Origin of the sequence: Streptomyces sp. NPDC093065, from assembly GCF_044754585.1 — a bacterium.
GTDB lineage: Bacteria > Actinomycetota > Actinomycetes > Streptomycetales > Streptomycetaceae > Streptomyces.
Window position 1 is genome coordinate 1 of the sequence record NZ_JBIVPJ010000011.1, and the last position, 25,301, is coordinate 25,301.

At 74.0% G+C, this 25,301-nt stretch carries 23 protein-coding genes; 17 read left to right on the forward strand and 6 right to left on the reverse strand.

Features of this window, described 5'->3' with window-relative positions; translation table 11 throughout:
- The first annotated feature begins 443 nt into the window (after positions 1 to 443).
- Complete coding sequence (locus ACIQFU_RS19965) at positions 444 to 1,013, forward strand: helix-turn-helix domain-containing protein (RefSeq protein ID WP_402553132.1); 570 nt, start codon at positions 444 to 446, stop codon at positions 1,011 to 1,013.
- Positions 1,014 to 1,023: 10 nt separating this feature from the next.
- Positions 1,024 to 1,743 carry a helical backbone metal receptor gene (locus ACIQFU_RS19970; RefSeq protein WP_402553133.1) on the forward strand — a complete coding sequence of 240 codons (720 nt, stop codon included), beginning with the start codon at positions 1,024 to 1,026 and terminating at the stop codon, positions 1,741 to 1,743.
- On the opposite strand, the gene ACIQFU_RS19975 is transcribed toward ACIQFU_RS19970, so the two are convergent.
- Positions 1,670 to 2,848, reverse strand: a complete 1,179-nt coding sequence (locus tag ACIQFU_RS19975) for a TDT family transporter (protein ID WP_402553135.1) — start codon at positions 2,846 to 2,848, stop codon at positions 1,670 to 1,672. The two genes, ACIQFU_RS19970 and ACIQFU_RS19975, sit on opposite strands and share 74 nt — an antisense overlap.
- Before the next feature lie 199 nt (positions 2,849 to 3,047).
- On the opposite strand from ACIQFU_RS19975, the gene ACIQFU_RS19980 reads away from it, so the two are divergent.
- Positions 3,048 to 3,902, forward strand: a complete 855-nt coding sequence (locus ACIQFU_RS19980) for a LysR family transcriptional regulator (protein ID WP_402553430.1) — start codon at positions 3,048 to 3,050, stop codon at positions 3,900 to 3,902.
- Between the two features lie 354 nt (positions 3,903 to 4,256).
- Here ACIQFU_RS19980 and ACIQFU_RS19985 read toward each other — a convergent pair whose 3' ends face one another.
- Together ACIQFU_RS19985 and ACIQFU_RS19990 are read right to left on the reverse strand one after the other, a co-directional pair.
- The gene (locus ACIQFU_RS19985) at positions 4,257 to 4,949 is read right to left on the reverse strand and encodes a gamma-glutamyl-gamma-aminobutyrate hydrolase family protein (protein WP_402553137.1); all 693 of its coding nucleotides are present in this window, start codon (positions 4,947 to 4,949) and stop codon (positions 4,257 to 4,259) included.
- Between the two features lie 76 nt (positions 4,950 to 5,025).
- On the reverse strand, positions 5,026 to 5,736 hold the full coding sequence (locus ACIQFU_RS19990; protein ID WP_402553431.1) for a FadR/GntR family transcriptional regulator: 711 nt from the start codon (positions 5,734 to 5,736) through the stop codon (positions 5,026 to 5,028).
- Positions 5,737 to 5,843: 107 nt separating this feature from the next.
- Between ACIQFU_RS19990 and glnA4 the strand changes: the two genes are divergently transcribed.
- From glnA4 to ACIQFU_RS20010, 4 genes are read left to right on the forward strand one after another with little or no spacing between them, the layout of a single operon-like run.
- Positions 5,844 to 7,208 carry a gamma-glutamylethanolamide synthetase GlnA4 gene (gene glnA4 / locus ACIQFU_RS19995; protein WP_402553139.1) on the forward strand — a complete coding sequence of 455 codons (1,365 nt, stop codon included), beginning with the start codon at positions 5,844 to 5,846 and terminating at the stop codon, positions 7,206 to 7,208.
- Positions 7,209 to 7,225: 17 nt separating this feature from the next.
- The gene (locus ACIQFU_RS20000; RefSeq protein ID WP_402553433.1) at positions 7,226 to 8,629 is read left to right on the forward strand and encodes an aldehyde dehydrogenase family protein; all 1,404 of its coding nucleotides are present in this window, start codon (positions 7,226 to 7,228) and stop codon (positions 8,627 to 8,629) included.
- Positions 8,626 to 9,408, forward strand: a complete 783-nt coding sequence (locus tag ACIQFU_RS20005) for a 3-oxoacyl-ACP reductase (RefSeq protein ID WP_402553141.1) — start codon at positions 8,626 to 8,628, stop codon at positions 9,406 to 9,408. The genes ACIQFU_RS20000 and ACIQFU_RS20005 overlap by 4 nt, the downstream gene beginning before the upstream one ends.
- Before the next feature lie 37 nt (positions 9,409 to 9,445).
- Positions 9,446 to 10,477 (forward strand): DUF2510 domain-containing protein, encoded by a 1,032-nt coding sequence (locus tag ACIQFU_RS20010; RefSeq protein ID WP_402553434.1) that lies wholly within the window; start codon positions 9,446 to 9,448, stop codon positions 10,475 to 10,477.
- Between the two features lie 17 nt (positions 10,478 to 10,494).
- On the opposite strand, the gene ACIQFU_RS20015 is transcribed toward ACIQFU_RS20010, so the two are convergent.
- Entirely contained in the window at positions 10,495 to 11,703 is a 1,209-nt protein-coding gene (locus ACIQFU_RS20015) for an amino acid deaminase/aldolase (RefSeq protein ID WP_402553142.1), read from the reverse strand.
- 300 nt (positions 11,704 to 12,003) lie between these two features.
- Here ACIQFU_RS20015 and ACIQFU_RS20020 point away from each other — a divergent pair, with 300 nt between their 5' ends.
- A complete protein-coding gene (locus ACIQFU_RS20020) occupies positions 12,004 to 13,599 on the forward strand; it encodes a hypothetical protein (protein WP_402553144.1) in 1,596 nt (531 codons plus the stop codon).
- Positions 13,596 to 14,777: a type VII secretion-associated serine protease mycosin gene (gene mycP, locus ACIQFU_RS20025; RefSeq protein WP_402553146.1), complete on the forward strand. Its 1,182-nt coding sequence runs from the start codon at positions 13,596 to 13,598 to the stop codon at positions 14,775 to 14,777. Before ACIQFU_RS20020 ends, mycP begins: the two co-directional genes overlap by 4 nt.
- Before the next feature lie 16 nt (positions 14,778 to 14,793).
- On the opposite strand, the gene ACIQFU_RS20030 is transcribed toward mycP, so the two are convergent.
- A complete protein-coding gene (locus ACIQFU_RS20030; RefSeq protein ID WP_402553147.1) occupies positions 14,794 to 15,771 on the reverse strand; it encodes a serine hydrolase in 978 nt (325 codons plus the stop codon).
- Between the two features lie 119 nt (positions 15,772 to 15,890).
- Here ACIQFU_RS20030 and ACIQFU_RS20035 point away from each other — a divergent pair, with 119 nt between their 5' ends.
- A complete protein-coding gene (locus tag ACIQFU_RS20035; RefSeq protein WP_402553149.1) occupies positions 15,891 to 16,697 on the forward strand; it encodes an SseB family protein in 807 nt (268 codons plus the stop codon).
- Here ACIQFU_RS20035 and ACIQFU_RS20040 read toward each other — a convergent pair.
- The gene (locus ACIQFU_RS20040; RefSeq protein ID WP_402553151.1) at positions 16,688 to 17,053 is read right to left on the reverse strand and encodes a DUF1844 domain-containing protein; all 366 of its coding nucleotides are present in this window, start codon (positions 17,051 to 17,053) and stop codon (positions 16,688 to 16,690) included. The two genes, ACIQFU_RS20035 and ACIQFU_RS20040, sit on opposite strands and share 10 nt — an antisense overlap.
- Positions 17,054 to 17,437: 384 nt before the next feature.
- On the opposite strand from ACIQFU_RS20040, the gene infC reads away from it, so the two are divergent.
- The 7 genes from infC to pheT all read left to right on the forward strand — a co-directional run bounded on the left by infC (position 17,438) and on the right by pheT (position 24,917).
- A complete protein-coding gene (gene infC, locus ACIQFU_RS20045) occupies positions 17,438 to 18,091 on the forward strand; it encodes a translation initiation factor IF-3 (RefSeq protein ID WP_063829748.1) in 654 nt (217 codons plus the stop codon).
- Positions 18,092 to 18,205: 114 nt separating this feature from the next.
- Positions 18,206 to 18,400 carry a 50S ribosomal protein L35 gene (gene rpmI, locus ACIQFU_RS20050; protein WP_003977225.1) on the forward strand — a complete coding sequence of 65 codons (195 nt, stop codon included), beginning with the start codon at positions 18,206 to 18,208 and terminating at the stop codon, positions 18,398 to 18,400.
- Positions 18,401 to 18,497: 97 nt separating this feature from the next.
- Entirely contained in the window at positions 18,498 to 18,881 is a 384-nt protein-coding gene (gene rplT, locus ACIQFU_RS20055) for a 50S ribosomal protein L20 (RefSeq protein WP_003977226.1), read from the forward strand.
- Between the two features lie 181 nt (positions 18,882 to 19,062).
- Entirely contained in the window at positions 19,063 to 19,911 is an 849-nt protein-coding gene (locus ACIQFU_RS20060) for a TrmH family RNA methyltransferase (RefSeq protein ID WP_402553153.1), read from the forward strand.
- Between the two features lie 50 nt (positions 19,912 to 19,961).
- A complete protein-coding gene (locus ACIQFU_RS20065) occupies positions 19,962 to 21,101 on the forward strand; it encodes an ATP-binding protein (protein ID WP_402553155.1) in 1,140 nt (379 codons plus the stop codon).
- 181 nt (positions 21,102 to 21,282) lie between these two features.
- The gene (pheS, locus tag ACIQFU_RS20070; RefSeq protein ID WP_402553156.1) at positions 21,283 to 22,404 is read left to right on the forward strand and encodes a phenylalanine--tRNA ligase subunit alpha; all 1,122 of its coding nucleotides are present in this window, start codon (positions 21,283 to 21,285) and stop codon (positions 22,402 to 22,404) included.
- Complete coding sequence (gene pheT / locus ACIQFU_RS20075; RefSeq protein ID WP_402553158.1) at positions 22,404 to 24,917, forward strand: phenylalanine--tRNA ligase subunit beta; 2,514 nt, start codon at positions 22,404 to 22,406, stop codon at positions 24,915 to 24,917. Before pheS ends, pheT begins: the two co-directional genes overlap by 1 nt.
- Positions 24,918 to 25,301: the final 384 nt, after the last annotated feature.

The following is a 25,301-nucleotide window of genomic DNA, read 5'->3' on the forward strand; positions in this document are numbered from 1 at the left end:
GCCGTCGCCGGGCCCCCCGCCCCCCCCCCCCCGGCCGGGGGGGGGGGGCCCCCCCCCCCCGCCCCCCCGGGGGGGGGGCCGGGCCCCCCCCCCGGGGGGGGCCCCCCCCGCCCCCACCCCTCGGGTCGTCCCGGAGTCGGACACGGTAGGGATTCGGCCAACCACGGAGCGCCAACCCCGCACCTGAGCAGGGCCGTGCCGGGGCGGGAACGGCTGGCGGGAACAGGGGAGGCCGTCTGTGCCTTGAACCGGTATGGCCCGTGGACCGTCCCGCCGGTGGCGAGAACCGTGAGGTCGCGGCCACCGCACCGTGACATCGATGTGACGGCCGCATGAAACGGTTTGCCGAACATGCGTAGGGTGCAGAGAACTCATCAGGAGGACGGCGCCCCGCACGGGACACGTCGACGGCACGAGGACGGGTGAAGGAGGGAGCCGGAGCGATGGGCGACCACAAAGATCAGCACCTCCGGGTGGGCGCGGCCGTACGGCGGCGGCGCCGGGACCTCGAACTCACCCTCGCAGTGGTGGCCGAGCGCAGCGGCCTGTCCGTGCCCTTCCTGAGCCAGATCGAGAACGACCGGGCGCGGCCCAGCCAGAGCTCCCTGGAGAAGGTGGCCGACGCCCTGCGCACCACCGCCGTGGAACTGCTCGCCGCGGCCGACCCCGCGTGCAGCGTCGACGTGGTCCGCGCCGAGGACCCCGACCCCGAGCTGGCGCCCAGGGTGCGCTCTCTGGTGCGCGGACACCACCAGATGCACGCCTCCGAGTTCACCGGCGACCACGACGCCGGCCGGGAACTGCAGTACCGCAACGACCAGTTGATGTTCGTCGCCGAGGGCGCCGTGGAGATCGAGGCCGAGGGCCGCGCCTACCGGCTCGGACGGGGCGACACGCTGTACCTCACCGGCGGCGTGCGGCACCGCTGGCGGGCCACGGTGCCCGACACCCGGCTGATCGTCGTCGCCGTCGCCGAGCACATCGAGGCGGTCCGGGAAGGCCCCCGCAGGTGAGTGCGCGGTGGTGAGGGTCGTCTCCCTGGTGCCGTCGCTGACCGAGGCGGTGGCCGCCACCGCCCCCGGGGCGCTGGTGGGCGCGACCGACTGGTGCACCCACCCGGCCGGCCTGGACGTCGTACGCGTCGGCGGCACCAAGAACCCGAAGACCGACCGGATCCTCTCCCTGGCCCCCGACCTGGTGATCGCCAACGAGGAGGAGAACCGCGCCCCCGACCTCGACGCCCTGCGCGCCGGGGGCGTCGAGGTGCTGGTGACCGAGGTGCGCACCGTCCCGCAGGCCTTCACCGAGCTGGACCGGACACTCACCGCCTGCGGCGCGTCCTCCCGGCCCCGCTGGCTGGACGAGGCGGAGGCGGCCTGGGCCGACCCGCCCGTGCCCGGGCGGCGTGCCACGGCCGTCGTCCCGGTCTGGCGCAGGCCCTGGATGGTGCTGGGCCGCGACACCTTCGCCGGGGACGTCCTGGCCCGCCTCGGCGTCGACCACCTGTACGCGGCACACCCCGAGCGCTACCCGAGGGTCCCGGTGGACGAACTGCGGGCGGCCCGCCCGGACGTCGTGGTCCTGCCGGACGAGCCGTACCGCTTCACCGCCGAAGACGGCCCCGAGGCCTTCCCCGGCCTGCCCTGCGCCCTCGTCGACGGGCGGTGTCTCACGTGGTACGGGCCGTCGCTGGCAGAGGCGCCCCGGGTACTGGCCGCGGCCCTGCGAGCAGCGCGCCGCTGAGCAGGCCCCGCGCGGTGCGTACGGCGGCCACGGCCCAGGCGGCGACGAGGAGGGCGTACAGGGCGACGGCGAGCCCGTCGTAGGCGACGAGCCCCGTCTCGCGGGCCAGCGCCTCGGCGCCGGTGACGCAGGTGCCCACGGGGAAGGTGAACGACCACCACGTCATCGAGAAGCCCATGCCCTGCCGGCGGGCCCTGACGACGTGCGCGGCGGCCAGGGCCAGCCACATCAGCGCGAAGCCCGTCACGGGCACTCCGTACAGCACGGCGAAGACCGAGAAGCCCTCTGCGTAAGGCCCCGGCACGATGCCCGGCGCCACGTCCGCGAACTTGCCCACGGCGGTCGTCGACTGGCCGAGCGGCCCCAGGACCAGGAACAGCGACGGGGTGAGCGCGAGCGGCAGCGGGCCGCCGGTGAGCAGTCGGCCGAACACCACCGGCAGCGTCAGCAGGGTCGCGAACAGACTCACCCCGAACATCGCGACACAGGCGAGCAGCAGCGTCTCGCGGGGCTGTCCCGGCGGCAGGTGCGGCACCAGCATCGGTCCGACGGCCGCGGACACCATCGGCGCGACCAGCGGTAGCAGCCACACCGGGCTGGCCTGCCCCGGCTCGATCCGGTGCCGTACGGCCATCAGGTACGGCACGGCGACCGCCGCCGCGAGCCCGATCACCGTACCGGCGGTGAACAGCACGGCGTCCAGGGCGACCGCTGCCGGGGTGCCGACCCAGTCCCGGCCGAGGGCGAGGGCGCCGCCGCCGACGGCGAGCAGGGCCATCGACAGGCAGCCGTAGAACGGCGCGGCGGCCGGATCGAGGAGATGGGCGCGGGCCTGGTCGCGGTGGTGGCGCCAGTGCAGCGACCGGGCGGCCAGCAGGACCACCAGCAGGACCAGCGAGAGGGCCCAGACCGCGGTGCAGACGGCGCGCAGACCGGGTACCTGCCCGGGCAGCGCCGCCCCCGCCGTGCCGACGATGGCGGTGCCCATGACGCAGGCGTACCAGTTGGGTCCGAGATGGCGGACGGCCGGTACCCGGCGGACGGCCGGGCCGACGGCGGGAGAGGGGGAGGGGGAAGGAGGGCGGGGCTGGGCTGCGGTGACCATGACTCCACGGTCCCGGCCGGGGAAACCCCTGACCAGGGACCACGTCTCTATGAGGGCATAAGCTGGAGTTATGAGCAGGGACGCTGGGAGCGGGGCGGGGAGCGGCACGGGCGGCGTGGGCGGCACGCAGGGCGGGCACGACGACCGGGGACGGTCCGTGGCGGGCTCGCTGGCGCACCGGGTGCCGGACCTCGGGGCGATGGAGCTGCTGCTGGCGGTGGCACGCCTGGGCAGCCTAGGCGGTGCGGCGCGTGAACTGGGCATCACCCAGCCGGCCGCCAGCAGCCGCATCCGCTCGATGGAACGGCAGCTGGGTGTCGCCCTGGTGGACCGTTCGCCGCGCGGCTCCCGGCTCACCGACGCGGGCGCGCTGGTCACGGACTGGGCGCGGCGGATCGTGGAGGCCGCCGAGGCGTTCGACGCGGGCGCGCAGGCGCTGCGGGACCGGCGGGACTCGCGGCTGCGGGTCGCCGCGAGCATGACGATCGCCGAGTACCTGCTGCCGGGCTGGCTGGTCGCGCTGCGCGCCCAGTTGCCGGACACGGCGGTGTCGCTGCTCGCGGGCAACTCGGCGGCGGTCGCCGAGCGCCTGCTGTCCGACGACGCCGACCTCGGTTTCGTGGAGGGGGTGAGTGTGCCGACCGGCCTCGACTCCGCGGTCATCGGCCACGACCGGCTCATCGTCGTGACCGCGCCGGGCCATCCCTGGGCCCGCCGCGGGCGCCCGCTCGCGGCGGCGGAGTTGGCGGCGACCCCGCTGATCCTGCGCGAGAAGGGCTCGGGCACCCGGCAGGTCCTGGACGCGGCGCTGGGCGGACTGGCCCGCCCCCTGATCGAACTGTCCTCGACCACGGCGGTGAAGGCGGCCGCGGTGGGCGGCGCCGGACCCTCCGTCCTCAGCGAACTGGCCGTCGGCGAGGAACTGACCACCCGGCGCCTGGTGAGCGTCCCCGTGGCGGACGTCGTCCTGGCCCGCGACCTGCGAGCGGTCTGGCCCACCGGCCACCGCCCGACCGGCCCGGCCCGTCGGCTGCTCTCCCTGACCCGGGCCTAGGCGCGCCGACGAAGCCGCGCTTCGAGCCCGCCCCGGGGTGGTGCGGGGTGCTTGTTCCGTCCCGGGCCGCGAGCCGCGTGGTCCCTCGGTCCCGTCCCGCTGGCCGGGGGTGTCGAGTGCCGTCGCCGATCCGGGGGCGGCGTGCTGTCTTGCAGGCCGCGAGTCGTGCGGCTCGGCGGCCCCCGTTCCGCGGGGGGCGGCGTGCCGGCGGGGGCGGTTCACGGCCCGCCCGGTGCCGCGCGGGACCGTCACGGCCTCCGGGCCGCGAGTCGTACGGACTGCCCGGCCCCGTCCCACCGGGGCACGCTTCGAACGCCGTCACCGGCCCGGACCGGGCAGGTCCCCGGGCTCCGCTCAGTCCGACCGTGCCGCGTCCACCAGGGCCCGCATCACCCGTACGTCCTCGCCCATCTCCGGGTGCCACTGCACGCCCAGGGCCCAGCCGGAGCCGGGCGGCAGCTCCACGGCCTCCACGGTGCCGTCCGCGGCGTGGGCCGACGCGATCAGGCCGGTGCCGAGCCGGTCCACCGCCTGGTGGTGGTACGTCGGCACGAACGTCTCCTCCGGCACGGCACCGGCGTACAGCGTCCCCGGCACCGGCTGGACCAGGTGGCCGCCGAACACGCCCACCACCTCGGCGTGCCCCTCGATGTGCTGGACCAGGGTGCCGCCCAGGGTGACGTTGAGCAGCTGCATGCCCCGGCAGACGCCCAGCAGGGGGACGCGCGCGGCCAGGGCCGCCTCGATGAGCGCCAGCTCCCACGTGTCCCGGGCCCGGGCCGGCGGGCCGGTGCGCGGATCGGGCTCGGCGCCGTAGCGGACCGGCTCCACGTCCGGGCCGCCCGCGATCACCAGCCCGTCGACGCGGGCGACGGCCGCGGCGGCATGCTCGGGCTCGTCCGGCGGGAGCATCGCGGCCAGTCCGCCCGCCCGCCGCACCAGCCGCGGATACCCGGCGGGCAGCAGCACCGCCTCCAGCTCCCACACACCCCAGCGCGCCCCGGACTCCAGATACGTGCTGACACCGATCAGCGGCCTGCCCGCCATCCACCCTCCAGGAAATCGGACCACACAATGGACCGTCGTCACACCTTTGCCGCAGGACGCCGCCACGGCAAGGCGTTCACGTCAGAAACCCCCGCAGCAGCGCCGCCGTCCCCGCGCAGTGCTCCCGGGCGATCTCCCGCGCCCCGTCCGCGTCCCCGTCGAGCACGGCCTCCACCAGCGCGGCGTGCTGACGCTGGGAGTGCTCCAGGTTGCGCACCAGCAGCGGGATGCAGTCGAGCAGGTCGTTGAGGCCGGCCCGGACGGCCGCGTACTGCGCCGCCAGCGCCGGCGAGCCGCACAGCTCGGCGAGGGTGAGGTGCAGCATCGTGTCCAGCCGCCGGTACTGCGCCAGCGGAGCGTCCCGTGTGCCGGCCAGTGCCTCGCGCAGCCGCGCCGCCCGCCCGTCCGGCAGTCCGTGTGCGGCGCACAGCCCGGCCGCCCCCACCTCCAGCACCTCGCGGAACCGCAGCACGTCCTCGATGTCCACCCCGGCCACCCGGCGCCGCAGCTCGTCCTCGCCGGCCGCGTCCGCGCGGGGCAGCACGAACGTTCCGCCGTACCGGCCGCGCCGCGCCCGCACCAGCCCCTGGTCCTGGAGCACCCGCAGCACCTCGCGCAGCGTCACCCGGCTGATCCCCAGCCGCTCCGCCAGCTCCCGCTCGGCCGGCAGCCGCTCGCCCGCCGCCACCAGCCCCAGCCTGACGACCTGGAGGATCTGCTCCAGCGCCTCCTCGAAGCCGTTTCCGGCCCGCACCGGCCGCAGTACCGGCGCCAGCCGGTCCGTCACGCTCCCGGCGCTCCCGCCGGATTCCTCCCGCACGCCGCCGCGCCCCCTTCCCAACCAAAGGTTCCCGGCAATACCTTATGGCTCCCGGCCAGAAGGAGGCTCTTCCCGTGGCAGACCGCACACCCCCGCTCGGGGTCGAGGAACTGCACGCCCTCGTCGCCGCCGGTGACATCGACACCGTCGTCCTGGCCTTTCCCGACATGCAGGGGCGCCTCCAGGGCAAGCGGTTCGCCGCCCGCTTCTTCCTCGACGAGGTCCTGGCCCACGGCACCGAGGGCTGCAACTACCTCCTGGCCGTCGACGCCGACATGAACACCGTGGACGGCTACGCCATGTCCTCCTGGGACCGCGGCTACGGCGACTTCGCCATGCACGCCGACCCCGCCACCCTGCGCCGGCTGCCCTGGAACGAGGGCACCGCCATGGTGGTCGCCGACCTCGCCTGGGAGGACGGCTCCCCGGTGCCCGCCGCGCCCCGCCAGATCCTGCGCCGCCAGCTGGAGCGGCTCGCCGGGCACGGGTACACCGCACAGGTCGGCACCGAGCTGGAGTTCATCGTCTTCCGCGACACCTACGAACACGCCTGGGACGCCAACTACCGCGGGCTGACCCCCGCCAACCAGTACAACGTCGACTACTCCGTCCTCGGCACCGGCCGCGTCGAACCCCTGCTGCGCCGCATCCGCAACGAGATGGCCGGCGCCGGTCTCACCGTCGAGTCCGCCAAGGGCGAGTGCAACCCCGGCCAGCACGAGATCGCCTTCCGCTACGACGAGGCCCTGGTCACCTGCGACCAGCACGCGGTCTACAAGACCGGTGCCAAGGAGATCGCCGCCCAGGAGGGCATGTCCCTCACCTTCATGGCCAAGTACAACGAGCTGGAGGGCAACTCCTGCCACATCCATCTCTCGCTCGCCCGCAGGGACGGCCGGAGCGTCATGGCCGGCGGACACGAGGGCGGCATGTCCGAGGTCATGCGGCACTTCCTCGCCGGACAACTCGTGGCGCTGCGCGAGTTCTCCCTCCTCTACGCCCCGCACATCAACTCCTACAAGCGGTTCCAGCCCGGCTCCTTCGCCCCGACCGCGGTCGCCTGGGGCCACGACAACCGCACCTGCGCCCTGCGCGTCGTCGGTCACGGCCACTCGCTCCGCTTCGAGAACCGCCTCCCCGGCGGCGACGTCAACCCCTACCTCGCGGTGGCCGGCATGGTCGCCGCCGGACTGCACGGCGTCGAGCAGCGCCTGGAGCTGCCCGAGCCCTGCCCGGGCAACGCCTACGCCGCCGACTTCGAGCACGTCCCCACCACCCTGCGCGAGGCCGCCGAGCTGTGGGAGAACAGCACCCTCGCCAAGGCCGCCTTCGGGGACGAGGTCGTCGCCCACTACCGCAACATGGCGCGCGTCGAACTGGACGCGTTCGACGCCGCCGTCACCGACTGGGAACTGCGCCGCTCCTTCGAACGCATGTGAGGCACCGGTTGTCCGAGCTGTCCGAAGATCTCCCCGACCAGCTGGTCGTACTGAACCCCGCCACCGAAGAGGTCGTCGCCACCGTCCCCGCCGCCTCCGCGGCCGACGTGGACGCCGCCGTCGCACGCGCCGCGCGGGCGCAGACCGCCTGGGCCGCCCTCGCCCCCGGCGACCGGGCCCGGCTGCTGCGCCGCTTCGCCGCCGGCGTCGACGAGCACCTGGAGGAACTGGCCCGACTGGAGGTCACGGAGGCCGGACACCTCCTCGGCAACGCCCGCTGGGAGGCCGGCAACGTCCGCGACCTGCTCGACTACGCCGCCGGGGGAGTGGAGCGGCTCACCGGTCGCCAGATCCCGGTCGCCGGCGGCCTGGACGTCACGTTCCTCGAACCGCTCGGCGTCGTCGGCGTCATCGCCCCCTGGAACTTCCCGATGCCGATCGCCGCCTGGGCCGCCGCACCGGCGCTCGCGGCGGGCAACGCGGTCCTCCTCAAGCCCGCCGAGACGACCCCCCTCACCGCCCTGCGCCTGGCCGAAATCGCCCTGGCGGCGGGCCTTCCCGAGGGCCTCCTCCAGGTGCTGCCCGGGCACGGCCCCGTCGCGGGCGACGCGCTCGTCGAGCATCCGGGCGTCGCCAAGATCGTCTTCACCGGGTCCACGGCCGTGGGCCGACGGGTGGCCGCCAAGGGAGCCGCGCTCCTCAAGCCCGTCACCCTCGAACTCGGCGGCAAGAGCCCCAACATCGTCTTCGCCGACGCCGACCTGGAGGCCGCCGCGGCCGCCACGCCCATGTCCTTCCTGGACAACGCGGGCCAGGACTGCTGCGCCCGCACCCGCATCCTCGTCCAGCGATCCGTGCACGACCGCTTCCTCGCCCTCCTCGCCCCCGCGATCGAGGCCGTCCGCGTCGGCGACCCGGCCGACGAGAGCACCGAGATGGGCCCGCTGATCTCCCGCGCCCAGCTGGACCGCGTCCGCTCCCACGTTCCCGACGACGCCCCCGGCATCCGCGGCAAGGCACCCGAGGGCGGCCCCGGTTACTGGTTCGCGCCGACCGTCCTCACCGGCGTCGACGCGCACGCGCGCGTGGCCGTCGAGGAGGTCTTCGGGCCCGTCGCCGTGGTCCTGCCCTTCGAGGACGAGGCCGACGCGATCCGCCTGGCCAACGCCACCGACTACGGCCTGTCCGGCTCGCTGTGGACCCGGGACGTCGGCCGCACGCTGCGCGTGTCGGGCGCGGTGCGCGCCGGGAACCTGTCCGTCAACTCCCATGCCAGTGTCCGCTACTGGACACCGTTCGGCGGGTTCAAGCAGTCCGGCGTCGGCCGCGAGCTGGGCCCGGACGCGCTGACCGCGTTCACCGAGACCAAGAACGTCTTCATCAGCAACGTTTCGTCGAGCACGGAGGGCCCCGCACAGTGAGCGAAGACATCGTCTGCCGCAGGCTCGTCGGCCGTACCGCCGTCGTCACGGGCGCGGGCAGCGGCATCGGCCTCGCCACCGTCCGCCGGCTCGCCTCCGAGGGCGCCCACGTCGTCTGCGGCGACGTGGACGAGACCCGGGGGAAAGCGGCGGCCGAGGAGACCGCCGGCATCTTCGTCAAGGCCGACGTCACCGACCCCGAGCAGGTCGAGGCGCTGTTCGCGGCGGCGTACGACACCTACGGAAGCGTCGACGTCGCGTTCAACAACGCCGGCATCTCGCCGCCGGACGACGACTCCATCCTGGAGACCGGCCTGGAGGCGTGGAAGCGCGTCCAGGAGGTCAACCTCACCTCCGTGTACCTGTGCTGCAGGGCCGCCATCCCCTACATGCGGCGCCAGGGCCGGGGCTCCATCATCAACACCGCGTCCTTCGTGGCCCGGATGGGCGCGGCCACCTCCCAGATCTCATACACCGCCTCCAAGGGGGGCGTCCTCGCCATGTCCAGGGAACTGGGCGTGCAGTTCGCCCGGGAGGGCATCCGCGTCAACGCGCTGTGCCCCGGGCCGGTCAACACCCCGCTGCTCCAGGAGCTGTTCGCCAAGGACCCGGAGCGGGCCGCGCGCCGCCTCGTCCACATCCCGGTCGGACGGTTCGCAGAGGCCCGGGAGATCGCCGCCGCCGTCGCCTTCCTGGCCAGCGACGACTCCTCCTTCGTCAACGCCACCGACTTCCTGGTGGACGGCGGGATCTCGGGGGCGTACGTCACACCGCTGTAGAACACCGCGCGCGGCGTCCTACAGTGCCGGGATGAGTATGACGCCCCCGCCCGGCTGGTACCGCGACCCGTCGGCCCCGCACCAGGAACGCTGGTGGGACGGCACGGCCTGGACGGAACACCGGCGCGCCCCCGAGCCGATCGGGTACGGGCCTGCCGTGGGCCATGCCCCCCGGCCGGTGCCCGGGCAGCAGCCGACGCCGACGCCCTACGGGGCGGAGCCCGGCCGGGCGGCGACCGTGCCGCTGTCCACCGGCGGCGTACCCGGCGGCGGTGGACCGGGCACGGGCGGCGGCGGACGCGGAAAGGCCGTCGCCGTGACCACCGCCGCGGCCGTGCTGGTCGCGGCGATCGTCACCGGCGTGTTCGTGCTGGGCGAGGACGACGAGGGCAGCCCGCGGACGCAGACCCCGCCGGTCACGGCGACCGCCACCGACCCCTCGCCGGTGAGCGGGTCGCCGTCCCCCTCACCGACCGCCTCCGAACCCTCCGCCGACGACCCGGCCGTGGTCGAGGACCAGCTCAACGGCATCACCTTCCCGCTGCCCGAGGGCTGGGTCCTGCCCAAGTACGTCGCCGAGGACGACGTCATGATGACCACGGACGGCACCTACGACTGCCCCGCCGACGGCAGCGTCTGCCGGCACGGCCTCGTCGTCTCCCGCACCGTCACGGCGAACGCCGAGTCCTCCCCGAGGATCCTCGCGCAGCAGGACATCGAGGACGCGGCCGACGACGCCTACGACCGCGACCTGATCGGCAACAAGCCCTTCGGCGGCATCCGGTCCCACGAGGAGGTCGCGTCCGGCCCCGTCGCGGTCGCCGGACGCGCCGGGTACTACGTGCGCCGGAGGGTGAAGACGGCCAAGGGGCCCGGCGGCTACGTGCAGTCGATGGTGTTCCCCTCCACCGTCGGCACCGAGTCCCCGATCCTCGTCCGCTACGTCTTCGACGCAGGCGAGGACGGGCCGCCCCTGGCCGTCATGGACGAGATCACCAAGGGCATCCGGCCCATCGGCGACGCGGACACCGGCGGCGGCGTGGGCAGCGGCCTCGGCCCGACGGACTGACCCGCCCCGGAGACCGCCTACAGGAAGGTGCGCCCCTCGCCCCGGTACGTCGGCACCGTCGCCGTCACCGCGTCCCCCTCCACCAGGTGCAGTGCGTCGAACCGCTCGCACAGCTCCCCGGCCTTGGCGTGCCGGAACCACACCTTGTCGCCGACGAGCAGGTCGTCGGCGGGCGAGCCCAGCAGCGGCGTCTGCACCTCGCCGGCGCCCTCCTGGGGGTCGTAGCGCAGCCCCTCGGGCAGGTACGGCACCGGCAGCCGGTCGGCGCCGGCCGCGCCGGAGGCCGGGTAGCCGCCGCCGAGCACGGTCACGGCCCCGACGCCCGGCCGCCGTACGACGGGCTGCGCGAACAGCGCCGCGGGACGACCGCGGAACGACGTGTAGTTGTCGAACAGCCGCGGCACGTACAGGCCCGAACCGGCCGCGATCTCCGTCACCGCGTCCTCGGCGGCCGTGTGCTGCACGCTGCCCGTGCCGCCGCCGTTGACGAACTCCAGGCCGGGCACCACGGCCCGCACCGCCCGCACCACCGCGGCCCGCCGCTCGGCGAGTTCCCGGCGGGCGGCGGCCTGCATCAGCCGCACGGCACGCGACCGGAACGGACGCCCCGCCACCGCGTCCCCGACCCCGGCGACATGCCCCTCGTACGCCATGATGCCGACGACCTCGAACCCCGGCCGGCGCGCCACCGCGCGGGCCAGGTCGGCGACCTGGGCGGGGGAGTGCAGCGGCGAGCGCCGGGCCCCGACCCGCACCCGGCCCCCGAGCAGCTTCAGCGAGGTGTCCAACTCCAGGCAGACCCGCACGACTTCCCGGCCGCCCTCGCCCTCGCGCGCCGCGTCGACGAGATCCAGCTGCGACAGGTCGTCCACCATCACGGTCACGGCGGAGGCGAGCTTCGGATCGGCGGTCAGCTCGGCGTACCCGGCGCGGTCCGCCGACGGATAGGCGAGCAGCACGTCCTCGAAACCGGAGCGCGCCAGCCACAGGGACTCGGCCAGCGTGAACGACATGACGCCCGCGAAACCGTCCCTGGCCAGGGCGCGTTCCAGCAGCGCACGACAGCGTACGGACTTGCTGGCGACCCGGATCGGCTTGCCGCCGGCGCGGCGGACCAGGTCGTCCGCGTTGGCGTCGAAGGCATCGAGGTCCACGATCGCCACGGGGGCGTCCAGATGGGCGGTGGCCCGGTCGTATCGGGCCCGGTCGGCGGCGCGTGCGGTCATGACGGCAGCCTGCCAGACAGGATTACCGCGGGGTAGGGGGACGATCCGGGCCAATGCCACGGGCGCGCGGACTGGTTCCCCCTACGGCGGGGTCACGCCGTAGAGTGACGCGCACGCACGGCGGACCCGACCCCGGCGGCAGGGACCCGCAGCCCTCGCCGGGATGGTGGTCCTCCGCAGCGGGTATGCGTGCCCGGGACGGATCGTTCCGCGCCGGGCCGGGGGCAGGAGACACGGTCAGGACCACGGTCTCCCGCCCGTGTCGGAGAAACGGGCCGGGCCCGAGGAAACGGGGGGTGCATGAGCACGGAAGCGCGCCGCGCCTCCCTCCCCTCGCACCCCGATACCCCGCCCCGCCCCGACGCACCGCCCCGCCCCGAAACGCCGCCCCGTCCGGAACCCGCGCCGGGCGAGGACCCCGCAGCGGGTGCAGGTGCCGCCGCCCGCCCGGCGGTCCCGGCCCGCCCGCAGACGCCGCCGCGTCCGGGCACCCCGCCCCGCATCGGAGCCCCGCCCCGCTCCGGTGTCCCGCCCCGCCCGGTGACGGCACCGGCGCAGCGCGGCGGCGACCCGGAGGCCGCGCACCCCGGCACGCGAGGGGACACCGAGGCGCCCTCCACCGCCGTCCCGGCGCGGCGCGCGGGCGACGCGGACGCGCCCGCCCCCTCGGCCGGCGGACGGGACGGAACCTCCGGCAGCTCCGAGGGCTCCGGCGCGCGGCCCCGGTACCCGCGTTTCCGGCTCGGCGACCCCCGGCCCGGCGACCCCGTGCCCGCGCCACCCCGGGCCTCCGCCCGTTTCCCCGACACCGCGCCGACCGTCGGCCGTGAAGCCCCGCGCGGCGCCGGGGTGCCGCAGGCGCCGCCCCACCGCCCCGGTGCGCCCGCGGAGACACCGGCGGAGACGACCACGCGCCTGCGCCCGGTCCCGGCGGACACGGCAGAGGACCCGAAACCGCGACCGGCGGCCCCGGAACCTCCCACGCCCCGGCCGGCCCCCGCCCGCCCCGACCCCGCCTTCTCCTGGAGCACCCCGAACACTCCGAACAGCCCCACGCCCCCGGCCGACGCGCGCCCCCGGGTCTCCTTCGGCGAGCCCGAGGGGTACGACGCAATGGCCCGGCCCCGTCCGCTCGGCGGGCGTCCGCGCCCCCAGGTCGTCGCCGCGGCCGTCTGCCTCGTGCTCGGGGTGGGACTCCTCACCGGGGCCGTCACGGGCAGCTGGCTCGCCGGGGACTCCGGGGACGAGGGCGCACGGAGTAGTGCGTACACCGAGGCCGGGGAGCTGTGGCACAGCGTGCCCGTCGACCAGCTGTTCCCGCCCACCGTCCAGGGCAGGGGCGCGGGCCCCGGCGGTGCCGACCGGACCTGGACGCGGGTCGCCGTCGCCCCGGACGGCGACTGCGCCGGGGCCTTCGACCGACTGCTCGCCAAGGTGTTCGAACCGGTCGGCTGTTCGCGCCTGCTGCGCGCCACCTACACCGACGCCACCCAGAGCCACGTCACCACCGTCGGCCTGCTCTTCACCAAGGCCGACGCCGCCGCCATGACCTCGCTGGCCGGCCGCTTCGAGAAGGAGGGCCTCGGCCGCCGGGCCGACCTCATGCCGCTGCCGTACGCGGCGAAGGGCACCGTCGCCGAGGGCTTCGGCGCGGCCCAGCGGGCCGCATGGACCGTCTCCGTCCTCACCGACGCCCCCGTCGTCGTCTACGCCGTCTCCGGCTGGGCCGACGACCGCAGCGTCGACGAACCCGAACCCGCCGAGGAGGCCACCGAGTCCGGCGCCGCGTCGGCACCCGCCCAGGCCGGTCTCGGCCACGAGGCGCAGGGCCTCGCCGACCGCGTCGAACGCGCCCTGCGCAGACACGTCGGCGCGCCCACGGAGCACCCGTCGTGACCCCCGCAGCCGTCCGCCGCGGAACAGGGGCTCTGAGCCTCTTCCTCGCCGCCGCCCTCGTCCTGGCCCCGGCGACAGCCGCGCACGCGGACGGCATCCGCGCCCAGCAGTGGGCCCTGGACGCCATGCACACCGAGGAGGTGTGGCGCACCACCAAGGGCGCGGGCGTCACCGTCGCCGTCCTGGACACCGGCGTCGAGGCCGACCACCCGGACCTGGCCGGCAACGTCCTCGCGGGCAAGGACCTGGTCGGCTTCGGTGCGAGCGAGGGCGACCGCTCCTGGGCCCGGCACGGCACCGCCATGGCCGGGATCATCGCCGGTCACGGACACGGCACCGGCAACGCCGAGGGCGTCATGGGCATCGCCCCGGAGGCCAGGATCCTCCCCCTGCGGGTGATCCTGGAGGACGGCGACCCCTCCCGCGCCAAGGCCCGCAAGACCCGCGGCAACGCCCTGGCCGAGGGCATCCGCTGGGCAGCCGACCACGGCGCCGACATCATCAACCTCTCCCTCGGCGACGACTCCGCCTCCGCCCATCCCGAACCCGCCGAGGACGAGGCCGTCCAGTACGCCCTGAAGAAGGGCGTGATCGTCGTCGCCTCGGCCGGCAACGGCGGCGAGAAGGGCGACCACGTCTCCTACCCGGCCGCCTACCCGGGCGTGATCGCCGCGACGGCCGTCGACCGCTACGGCACCCGCGCCTCCTTCTCCACCCGCCGCTGGTACGCCACGGTCAGCGCCCCCGGCGTCGACGTGATCATCGCCGACCCCGACCACCGCTACTACGAGGGCTGGGGCACCAGTGCCGCCTCCGCCTTCGTCTCCGGCGCCGCAGCCCTGGTGAAGGCGGCCCACCCGGACCTCACTCCGGCCCAGGTCAAGGCCCTCCTGGAGGACACCGCCCGCAACGCCCCGGCCGGGGGCCGCGACGACTCCCGAGGCTTCGGTTTCATCGACCCGGCCGCCGCCGTCGAGGCGGCCGGACGGCTGAAGCCCGAGGGCCTGAAGGCGGCGGCGTACGGCGACGAGTACTTCGGCCCGGGACCCGACGACCCCGCTTCCGACGACGACACCTCGGCCTGGGCCGCCCCGCTGGCCGGCGGCGCGGGCGGCGTCCTGGTGGTCGCGGCCGTCGTCCTGTGGCGGGGCCGCCGCGAACGCCCCGACGGCTTCTGACCGCCCGGAGCGGTCGCTAGAGGGTGCCGTCCGTGAACACGGACACCGCCGCCCGTGCCGCCGTCTCGGTCAGTGCGATCCCCTCCGCCTGCGTGGCGCTGCCCCGCGACACCACCGCCACCAGGTAGCCGTGGCCGCCGCATTCGATCCGCCCGATGCTGTTGACCACCCACAGCCCGGTGGTGCCGCGTCGCAGCCAGCCGTTCTTCAGCGCCCACACCGGACCGTCCGTCCCGCCGGTCCCGTCGGCCGCCGCCGACACGCCCCACCGCTGACCGTCGGCGATCCGCTCCATCAGCTCCCGCACATACGTCCGCGAGGCCTCGCCCAGCTCCGAGCCGTCCCCGACGAACACCTGCCGCAGCAGCGCGACCTGGTCGGCGGCGGTGGTCTGCGTCAGCCCCCACAGCGTGCCCTCGCCGCCCTCCGTCCCCGTCAGGCCGAAGCGCTCGTTCGCCGCGTCGAGTCCGTCGGCCGTCCCGATCGCCCGCCACAGCGCCGACGCCGAGTCGTTGTCGCTGTTCTCGATCATCGCGGTGGCGTACGACTTCTCCGCGGCGGTCAGTGAACGCCCCGCGTCCTCGGCCTGGAGCAGCAACGCCGCCAGGATGTCGACCTTGACGATGCTCGCCGTGTCGAAGGCGCCCGCCCCGTACGAGGCGCTCTCGCCGGAGTCCGGGTCCAGCACCGCCACCGACACCTCGGCGCCGTCCGCCACCGCCACCGACGCCATGGCCGCGGCGAGCCGCGCGTCACCGTCCATCTGCGGCTCGGCCGTCCCGACCGGCTCGACCGTCTCCACCGATTCCTCCCCGCCCGAGGGTGCCGAGGCCGACGACGATACGGCTGCGTCCGCCCCCGGGCGCGCGTGACCCTGCCAGTACACGGCGCCGGTGGCCGTGGCGCCGACGACGGCGAGAACGATCAGGGCGGGCCGTACCCGGGCAGGACGCCGCCGGGCCCGCCGTGCCCGCCGGGCTCTGGAGGGTGCCATGGCGGCGATGGTTCAGGCGGTTGCTGTGCGGGCCGTGGGGCGGAGGTGAAATCCGGGTCAGAGATCCCTGAGAGACCGGTGAGAAGTGCCGTACCCGCACCCCGATAGGGTCGGGGACCGTGGCGAACAAGAACATCCCCGACTCCGCCTTCTCCGACGACGACGGCTCCGCCGACCCCCGGCTGAGCGCCGCGCTCGCCGCCTGGGCCGAGGACCGCGCCGCCGTGGCGCCTGTGCTGGAGGCGCTCAAGGGCGCCCGGCTGCTCGTGCCCGTCGTCGCCGTACTCGGAGAGGTGGAGGAGGACAGTCAAGAGGGGCGCGAAGCTCTTTGGAAGGGTGGTGGTGGGCGACGGGAGGGCGGGCTGCGCCGTGAGAAGACCAGCGACATGGCCGTACCGACCCTGAAGGCGGGCGACCGCACCGCGCTGCCCGCCTTCACGTCCACCGAGTCGCTCGCCCGCTGGGACCCGGAGGCCCGCCCCGTAGCCGTACCCGTGCACCAGGCACTGGAGGCCGCCGCGCACGAGAAGGCGGACACCGTCGTACTGGATCTGGCCGGGCCGGTGGCGTTCGAGCTGACGGGAGCGGTGCTGCTGGCGCTGGCCGAGGGGCGTACGACGACCGATCCGCTCGCCGACCCGGCCGTGGCGCGGGCCGTGCGCGCCGCCCTGGCCGAGGAGCCAGCCGTGCTCCGCGCCCACCTCGGGCCGGGGCGGGCCGACGGCACGCTCGCGCTGGTCCTGGATCCGGACGCCGACGCGGCGAAGGCCGCCCGTGCCGTCGCCGAGCGGCTGGCCGCCGACGACACACTGAGGGCCCGCCTGGTGCGCGGCCTCGACCTGGCACTGCTGCCGACCGGGGCGACGCCGCCGGGCGAGCCCTTGTACGTGCGGGGACAGCTCAGGGAGGGCGGCGGTCAGCCGTAGACCGCGCCCGTGTACTTCTCGCCCGGACCCTGGCCCGGTTCGTCCGGGACCAGCGAGGCCTCGCGGAAGGCCAGCTGGAGCGACTTCAGACCGTCACGCAGCGGCGCCGCGTGGAACGAGCTAATCTCGGTCGCGGTCGCGTCCAGCAGACCGGCCAGCGCGTGCACCAGCTTGCGGGCCTCGTCCAGGTCCTTGTGCGCGTCGCCCTCCTCGGTCAGGCCCAGCTTCACGGCGGCGGCGCTCATCAGGTTGACGGCGACCGTCACGATCACCTCGACAGCGGGGACCTCGGCGATGTCGCGGGTCATGGCGTCGAAGTCGGGATTCGCCGGGGATTCAGGAGGGGTCTCACTCATGCCGCACACGATAGGCGCAGCGGGGGAGCGGGCCCCACTCGGACTCGGTTAGCCCTTCCCCCGCCGAGCTGCTAACCTTGTGTAACGACCGGTCGGACACGCACGCCCACGGCAGCGGATCCGGCCCACAAGTGGAGGCTTCGAACTCCCACCTGGCCGTCCTGAGGACGGCGGGTCACCGGTCAGGCGGTCCCGTCCCAGCGGCGGTGACCAGCCCGAAATCGCGCCCCGCGGCCATCGCGGCGGTGCTCCGGTAGCAGTTCGAGGAGCCCCGCCTGTGATCGTCCGGGGCATTTTTTGTGTGCCGGCGCGGTTAGGTCTAACGAACACAGACGTTACGCGGCTGTCCGCCAGACCGTCGCGTGGTGCTACCGAGGAGGATCCATCAGCGCCGAGCCCCGCATCAACGACCGGATTCGCGTTCCCGAGGTGCGACTTGTCGGTCCCAGCGGCGAGCAGGTCGGGATTGTCCCGCTTGCCAAGGCCCTGGAGCTTGCGCAGGAGTACGACCTCGACCTCGTCGAGGTCGCGGCGAACGCCCGTCCGCCCGTGTGCAAGCTCATGGACTACGGGAAGTTCAAGTACGAGTCGGCCATGAAGGCCCGTGAGGCGCGCAAGAACCAGGCGCACACGGTCATCAAGGAGATGAAGCTCCGGCCGAAGATCGACCCGCACGACTATGACACCAAGAAGGGTCACGTCGTCCGGTTCCTCAAGCAGGGCGACAAGGTCAAGATCACGATCATGTTCCGTGGTCGCGAGCAGTCCCGGCCGGAGCTCGGCTACCGACTGCTGCAGCGTCTCGCGGAGGACGTCCAGGACCTCGGCTTCGTGGAGTCGAACCCGAAGCAGGACGGCCGGAACATGATCATGGTTCTCGGTCCGCACAAGAAGAAGACCGAGGCGATGGCCGAGGCCCGCCAGGCGCAGGAAGCGCGCAAGGCGGACGCGAAGGCGAACCCCGGCAAGTCGCAGAACGCCGCGGAGGCCGACGTCGAGGAGGCCGAGGCTCCGGCCGAGGCACCCGCCGAAGCGTGACCCCGGGGGGCCGCCAGTCCCCAGGACACAGACCGAATACAAGAGCGACGCTCCCACCGTGCCCGGTTTCACGACCGGGCACCGGAGCGCCACCGACGAGGAGAGAACGGCGCTATGCCGAAGAACAAGTCGCACAGCGGTGCCAGCAAGCGCTTCAAGATCACCGGCTCCGGCAAGGTGCTCCGTGAGCGCGCCGGCAAGCGCCACCTGCTCGAGCACAAGTCGTCCCGCGTGACGCGTCGCCTCACCGGCAACGCCGAGATGGCCCCGGGCGACGCCGCGAAGATCAAGAAGCTTCTCGGCAAGTGACGTACGGGCGCCACTGAGCGCCGTACGGCAGGACCGGGACCCAATCGATACCGGGCCGCGTGAGGACCACCGCGGCCCCGCTACAAGGAGTTAACAAGTGGCACGCGTCAAGCGGGCAGTCAACGCCCACAAGAAGCGCCGGGCGATCCTCGAGCAGGCCTCCGGCTACCGCGGTCAGCGTTCGCGCCTGTACCGCAAGGCCAAGGAGCAGGTCACCCACTCGCTGGTCTACAACTACAACGACCGCAAGAAGCGCAAGGGTGACTTCCGCCAGCTGTGGATCCAGCGCATCAACGCCGCTGCCCGCGCCAACGGCATCACGTACAACCGCTTCATCCAGGGCCTGAAGGCCGCCAACGTCGAGGTCGACCGCAAGATCCTCGCCGAGCTGGCCGTCAACGACCCGAACGCGTTCGCCGCGCTCGTTGAGGTCGCGCAGAAGGCGCTGCCGAGCGATGTGAACGCGCCGAAGGCGGCGTGACGCTGCGCCGGCTTGAGCCGTAGTCGAAGGGACCCGCAGGCTGGAGCCTGCGGGTCCCTTCGGTTGCCCACCGCCTTGGCCCGTCGTTCGGCTGCGGAGCCGTCGTGGCTGGTCGCGCAGTTCCCCGCGCCCCTGAAGGGGCGCCCCAGCCCGCGTCGATTCATATCTGAAGGTGAGAAGAGTGCGCCCAGCCGCCCCCGAGCTGATCTCCCCCCGGTCCCCCCGTGTCGCTGCCGCGCGGCGGCTCGGGAAGCGGAATTTTCGGGGGAAGGAGCGGCTGTTCCTGGCCGAGGGGCCGCAGGCCGTGCGGGAGGCCGCGGGGTACGGGGAGACGCTGGTCGAGTTGTTCGCCACCGTTGACGCCGCTGAGCGGTACGCCGACATCGTCGGGGCCGCGCGTGACGTCGGCGCCCGGGTGCACCTCGCCGCCGACGCGGTGATCGAGGACATCTCCACCACCGTCACCCCCCAGGGTCTGGTCGGGGTCTGCCGGTTCCTGGACACGCCGTTCGACGAGATCCTCGCCGCCCGCCCCAAGCTCGTCGCCGTGCTCGCGCACGTCCGGGACCCCGGGAACGCCGGGACCGTGCTGCGCTGCGCCGACGCCGCGGGCGCCGAGGCGGTCGTGCTCACCGACGCCTCCGTCGACCTGTACAACCCCAAGGCCGTACGCGCCTCCGTCGGCTCCCTGTTCCACCTGCCGGTCGCCGTCGGCGTCCCCGTCGAACGGGCCGTCGCCGGGCTGCGGGAGGCAGGGGTACGGGTGCTGGCCGCCGACGGCGCGGGCGAGGACGACCTCGACACCGAACTGGACGCGGGCACCATGGGCGGGCCCACCGCCTGGGTGTTCGGCAACGAGGCCTGGGGGCTCCCGGAGGAGACCCGCGCGCTCACCGACGCCGTGCTGCGCGTCCCGATCCACGGGAAGGCGGAGAGTCTGAACCTCGCGACCGCCGCCGCCGTATGTCTCTACGCGTCGGCGCGTGCACAGCGTGCCGCCGGAGGGTGCCGCTCCGTCACCACGAGCTAGTAGGGTGACCAGCTCAGGGCCCCTGCGCGGTTGAGAGGTGGGGTACGGGGATGAGCGTCGGCACGAGCAGCGCACCGGGAGCACGGGGAGCGCCGCGTCCGCCCGCGCCCCGCCCGCCCGGCGATCTCGCCGACCTCGGCGTCGGCCCGGACCAGCTGCCCGACGGCCTGGTCGTCGCGGACGAGCACGGCCGGGTGATCTGCTTCAACGCGGCCGCCGTCCGCATCACCACCACCCCGGCCGCCGAAGCCCTCGGACAGCCCCTGGAGAGCGCCCTGCCACTGGAGGACCTGGAGGGCCGCCGCTGGTGGCAGCTCACCGACCCCTACGGCGGCCTCGCCATCCGCGTCCGCCAGCCCGAGCGCAACCTGCTGCTCCCCGGCGGCCACGAGGTCCTGGTCACCGCCCGCTACGTCCGCACCGAACCCCTCGGCCCCGTCCACCGCGTCGTCGTCACCCTGCGTGACACCGAGGCCCGCCGCCGCACCGAGCGCAGCCACGCCGAGCTGATCGCCACCGTCGCCCACGAACTGCGCTCCCCGCTCACCTCCGTCAAGGGCTTCACGGCCACGCTGCTGGCCAAGTGGGAGAGGTTCACCGACGACCAGAAACGGCTGATGCTGGAGACCGTCGACGCCGACGCCGACCGGGTCACCCGGCTCATCGCCGAGCTGCTCGACATCTCCCGCATCGACTCCGGCCGCCTTGAGGTCCGCCGCCAGCCCGTGGACATCGGCGCCGCCGTCGGCCGGCACATCCAGGCCTACGTCGCCGCCGGTCAGGAGGCCGACCGGTTCCTGCTCCGCCTCGCCCAGCCGCTGCCCGACCTGTGGGCCGACCCCGACAAGGTCGACCAGGTGCTCAGCAACCTGCTGGAAAATGCCGTGCGGCACGGCGAGGGAACCGTCACCATTGACGTCACGCCCACGGCGTCCCCCCGCGAGGGGGAGGACACCGGCACGTCGGTCACGGTGAGCGACGAGGGGGCGGGCATCCCGGAGGAATCCATGAACCGCGTCTTCACCCGCTTCTGGCGGGGCAGCAAGCGCGGCGGCACCGGCCTCGGGCTGTACATCGTCAAGGGCATCGTCGAAGCCCACGGCGGCACCATCACGGTCGGCCGCGCCCCCGGCGGCGGCGCCGAGTTCCGATTTACCCTGCCCGTGGCGGCACCGGCGTACCTCACCTGAGAAGCACCCGAGGCGGCCGACGACCCCCACGGGCGTAATCAGCGTTCCACAGCCCCGTTAGACTCGGTCTTTGGCACCTTTGCGTCCAGATCCGCAGACGAAGCGTCGACGAAGCGTCTCCGCCCCGTCTGAGGACCGTAGACGGGGCGTCCCAGCCAGCCAATCGGAAGCACGGGAAGAGATGTCGGCACCGAATAAGTCGTACGACCCTGTCGAGGTCGAGGCGTTGAAACCGGAAGAGATCGAGCGCATGCGGGACGAGGCGCTCGCCGCCTTCACCGCCGCGGACTCCCTCGACGCGCTCCAGGAGGCCAAGGTCGCCCACACCGGCGGCACCTCCCCGCTGTCGCTGGCCAACCGCGAGATCGGCGCCCTGCCCCCGCAGGCCAAGGCCGAGGCCGGCAAGCGCGTCGGCATGGCCCGAGGCGCCGTGAACAAGGCGCTGGCCGCACGCCAGGCCGAGCTGGAGGCCGAGCGCGACGCGCGGGTCCTGGTCGAGGAGGCCGTGGACGTCACGCTGCCCCACGACCGCGTACCGGCCGGCGCCCGCCACCCGCTCACCACGCTCTCCGAGCGCATCGAGGACATCTTCGTGGCCATGGGCTACGAGGTCGCCGAGGGCCCCGAGGCCGAGGCGGAGTGGTTCAACTTCGACGCCCTCAACATCGGCCCGGACCACCCCGCCCGCGGCGAGGCCGACACGTTCTTCGTGCAGGGTCCTGACGGCGGCTCCGAGTCCGGCGTCGTGCTGCGCACCCACACCTCGCCCGTGCAGATCCGCTCCGCGCTGGAGCGCGAGCTGCCGGTCTACGTGATCTGCCCCGGCCGCGTGTACCGCACCGACGAGCTGGACGCCACGCACACCCCCGTCTTCCACCAGGTCGAGCTGCTCGCCGTCGACGAGGGCCTGACCATGGCCGACCTCAAGGGCACCCTGGACCACATGGTCCAGTCGCTGTTCGGCGCGGAGATGAAGACCCGGCTGCGGCCGAACTTCTTCCCCTTCACCGAGCCCTCCGCCGAGATGGACATGCTCTGCTACGTCTGCAAGGGCGCGTCCGTCGGCAACCCCGACCGGCCCTGCCGCACCTGCTCCAGCGAGGGCTGGATCGAGCTGGGCGGCTGCGGCATGGTCAACCCGCGGGTGCTCACCGCCTGCGGTATCGACCCCGAGAAGTACAGCGGCTTCGCCTTCGGGTTCGGCATCGAGCGGATGCTGATGTTCCGCCACAACGTCGAGGACATGCGAGACATGGTCGAGGGTGACGTCCGGTTCACCCGGCCGTTCGGGATGGAGATCTGATGCGGGTCCCGCTTTCCTGGCTGCGGGAGTACGTCGACCTGCCGGCCACCGAGACCGGCCGCGACGTGCAGGCCAAGCTGATTTCGGCCGGTCTGGAGGTCGAGACCGTCGAGCACCTGGGCGCCGACCTCAAGGGCCCCCTCGTCGTCGGCCGGGTGCTGACCGTCGAGGAGTTGGAGGGCTTCAAGAAGCCGATCCGCTTCTGCACCGTGGACGTAGGCCAGGCCAACGGCACCGGTGAGCCCCAGGAGATCGTCTGCGGCGCCCGGAACTTCGCCGTCGGCGACAAGGTCGTCGTGGTCCTGCCCGGCGCCACCCTGCCGGGCGGCTTCTCGATCTCCGCCCGCAAGACCTACGGCAAGACGTCCCACGGCATGATCTGCTCCAGCGACGAGCTGGGCATGGGCGACGACGGCACCCACGGCATCATCGTGCTGCCGCCGGAGACCGGGGTCGGCAAGGACGCCGTCGAACTGCTCCAGCTGGTCGACGAGGTGCTGGACATCGCCGTCACCGCCAACCGCGGCGACTGCCTGTCCATCCGCGGCGTCGCCCGCGAGGCCGCCATCGCCTACGGTCTGCCGCTGCGCGACCCGGCCCTGCTCGACGTGCCCGGCCCGAACGCCTACGGCTACCCGGTGAAGATCGCCGACCCCGCCGGCTGCGACCGCTTCACCGCCCGCACCGTGACCGGCCTCAGCGCCGAGGCACGCTCCCCGATCTGGCTCCAGCGGCGGCTCCAGAAGGTCGGCATGCGCCCGATCTCGCTCGCCGTCGACGTCACCAACTACGTGATGATGGAGCTGGGCCAGCCCCTGCACGCCTACGACCGTGGACTGGTCCAGGGCACCATCGGGGTGCGCCGGGCCGAGGAGGGCGAGAAGATCGTCACCCTCGACGGCGTCGAGCGGAAGCTGCACGCCGAGGACCTGGTCATCACCGACGACCGCGGCCCCATCGGCCTCGCGGGCGTCATGGGCGGCGCCAACACGGAGATCGCCGACCACGGCGACGCCGAGAACGCGACGAGTGACGTGGTCATCGAGGCCGCCCACTTCGACCAGGTCGCCATCGCGCGCACCGCCCGCCGGCACCGGCTGTCCTCCGAGGCCTCCCGCCGCTTCGAGCGCGGCGTCGACCCGCAGGCCGCCGCCGCTGCCGCGCAGCGCACCGTCGACCTGCTGGTGCTGCTCGCGGGCGGCACCGCCGAGTCCGGCGTGACCGAGATCAGCGCTCCGCCCGTGCCGCACACGATCACCGTGGCGGCCGACCACCCGGACAAGGTCGCGGGCGTGACCTACGGCCGCGAGACCGTCGTACGCCGCCTCCAGGAGGTGGGCTGCGACGTCTACGGCCAGGACGAGCTGATCGTCACCGTGCCGTCCTGGCGGCCCGACCTCACCGACCCGAACGACCTGGCCGAAGAGGTCATCCGCCTGGAGGGCTACGAGAACCTGCCCTCCACGCTGCCCCGTCCCCCGGCGGGCCGCGGTCTGACCGCCCGCCAGCGGCTGCACCGCCGCGTCGGGCGCGCCCTGGCCGGCGCCGGGTTCGTCGAGGCGCTGAACTACCCGTTCGTCGGCGAGCAGGTCTTCGACCAGCTCGGTCTCGACGCCGACGACCCGGCCCGCCGCGTCGTCAAGCTGGTCAACCCGCTCAGCGACGAGGAGCCCGCACTGCGGACCACGCTGCTGCCGGGCCTGCTCGGGGCGCTGCGCCGCAACGACGGCCGGGGCGCGCACGACCTCGCCCTGTTCGAGACCGGCCTGGCCTTCCACCCGCGCGACGAGCAGCGCGTCGCCGCGAACCTGCCCGTCGACCGGCGCCCCGGTGAGGACGACCTCGCCGCGCTGGACGCCGCGCTGCCCGACCAGCCCCGGCACGTCGCCGTGGTCCTGACCGGCGCCCGCGAGCAGGCCGGCTGGTGGGGCAAGGGCCGCCCGGCCGACTGGGCCGACGCGGTGGAAGCCGGGCGCCTCGTGGCACGGGAAGCGGGGGCCGAGCTGATCCTCCGCAAGGGACAGTACGGCCCTTGGCACCCGGGCCGCTGCGCCGAGCTGGTCCTCACCGTGGACGGCGAGGACCGCGTCGTCGGGCACGCGGGTGAGCTGCACCCGCGGGTCCTGAAGACGCTGGGTCTGCCCGCACGCACCTGCGCGATGGAGCTGGACCTCGACACCGTGGAGCGGGTCGGCGACGACACCCCGCAGGCACCGGGCATCTCGACCTTCCCGGTCGCGACGCAGGATGTCGCCCTCGTGGTCGACGAGTTCGTGCCGGCCGCCGACGTCGAGGCGGCGCTGCGCGAGGGCGCGGGTGAACTCCTGGAGTCCATCCGGCTGTTCGACGTGTACGACAACGCCGAGCAGCTCGGTGAGGGGCGCAAGTCCCTCGCGTACGCGTTGCGCTTCCGCGCGGGGGACCGGACGCTTACGGTCGACGAGGCGTCGGCCGCCCGCGATGCCGCGGTTGCCCTCGCGGGCGAGCGGGTCGGAGCGGTGCTGCGTAGTTAGCGGTTCGCCCAAGGGGCGTGGGGTTTCTGCCGGTTCGGCGGTCGCGGGTAGTCGGTGGCCGGTCGCGCAGTTCCCCGCGCCCCTTTGAGGGACGTCAGCGCAACGTGCCTTCTTCAGGGGCGCGGGGAACTGCGCGAGCAACCACGACGCACCCGCAGCCGAAACGCACCGCAAGCCTCTACGCACCCGGCGGAGCCGGCTCGCCGTCCGCCCCGCCACGGAGTGTCGGGCAGGCAGCCGGGCGGACGGCGTGGGTGCGGGCCGCCGCACTGTACGAGGGGGAGCCGGCGGCCCGGCCGGCCTCTTTCGAGGCCCTTCAGTCAACCGGCCCGGAACTCTCCGCGACAGCGCGCACACGCTGCGGATGCGCGCACTCCGTTCACA

Excerpts from the sequence above, each read along its gene's own strand:
- ACIQFU_RS19965 (WP_402553132.1), top strand. The coding sequence starts at position 444 with ATGGGCGACCACAAAGATCAGCACCTCCGGGTGGGCGCGGCCGTACGG.
- ACIQFU_RS19975 (WP_402553135.1), bottom strand. The coding sequence starts at position 2,848 with ATGGTCACCGCAGCCCAGCCCCGCCCTCCTTCCCCCTCCCCCTCTCCC.
- ACIQFU_RS19980 (WP_402553430.1), top strand. The coding sequence starts at position 3,048 with ATGGAGCTGCTGCTGGCGGTGGCACGCCTGGGCAGCCTAGGCGGTGCG.
- ACIQFU_RS19985 (WP_402553137.1), bottom strand. The coding sequence starts at position 4,949 with ATGGCGGGCAGGCCGCTGATCGGTGTCAGCACGTATCTGGAGTCCGGG.
- ACIQFU_RS20010 (WP_402553434.1), top strand. The coding sequence starts at position 9,446 with ATGACGCCCCCGCCCGGCTGGTACCGCGACCCGTCGGCCCCGCACCAG.
- ACIQFU_RS20015 (WP_402553142.1), bottom strand. The coding sequence starts at position 11,703 with ATGACCGCACGCGCCGCCGACCGGGCCCGATACGACCGGGCCACCGCC.
- ACIQFU_RS20020 (WP_402553144.1), top strand. The coding sequence starts at position 12,004 with ATGAGCACGGAAGCGCGCCGCGCCTCCCTCCCCTCGCACCCCGATACC.
- ACIQFU_RS20030 (WP_402553147.1), bottom strand. The coding sequence starts at position 15,771 with ATGGCACCCTCCAGAGCCCGGCGGGCACGGCGGGCCCGGCGGCGTCCT.
- ACIQFU_RS20040 (WP_402553151.1), bottom strand. The coding sequence starts at position 17,053 with ATGAGTGAGACCCCTCCTGAATCCCCGGCGAATCCCGACTTCGACGCC.
- rpmI (WP_003977225.1), top strand. The coding sequence starts at position 18,206 with ATGCCGAAGAACAAGTCGCACAGCGGTGCCAGCAAGCGCTTCAAGATC.
- ACIQFU_RS20065 (WP_402553155.1), top strand. The coding sequence starts at position 19,962 with ATGAGCGTCGGCACGAGCAGCGCACCGGGAGCACGGGGAGCGCCGCGT.
- pheS (WP_402553156.1), top strand. The coding sequence starts at position 21,283 with ATGTCGGCACCGAATAAGTCGTACGACCCTGTCGAGGTCGAGGCGTTG.
- pheT (WP_402553158.1), top strand. The coding sequence starts at position 22,404 with ATGCGGGTCCCGCTTTCCTGGCTGCGGGAGTACGTCGACCTGCCGGCC.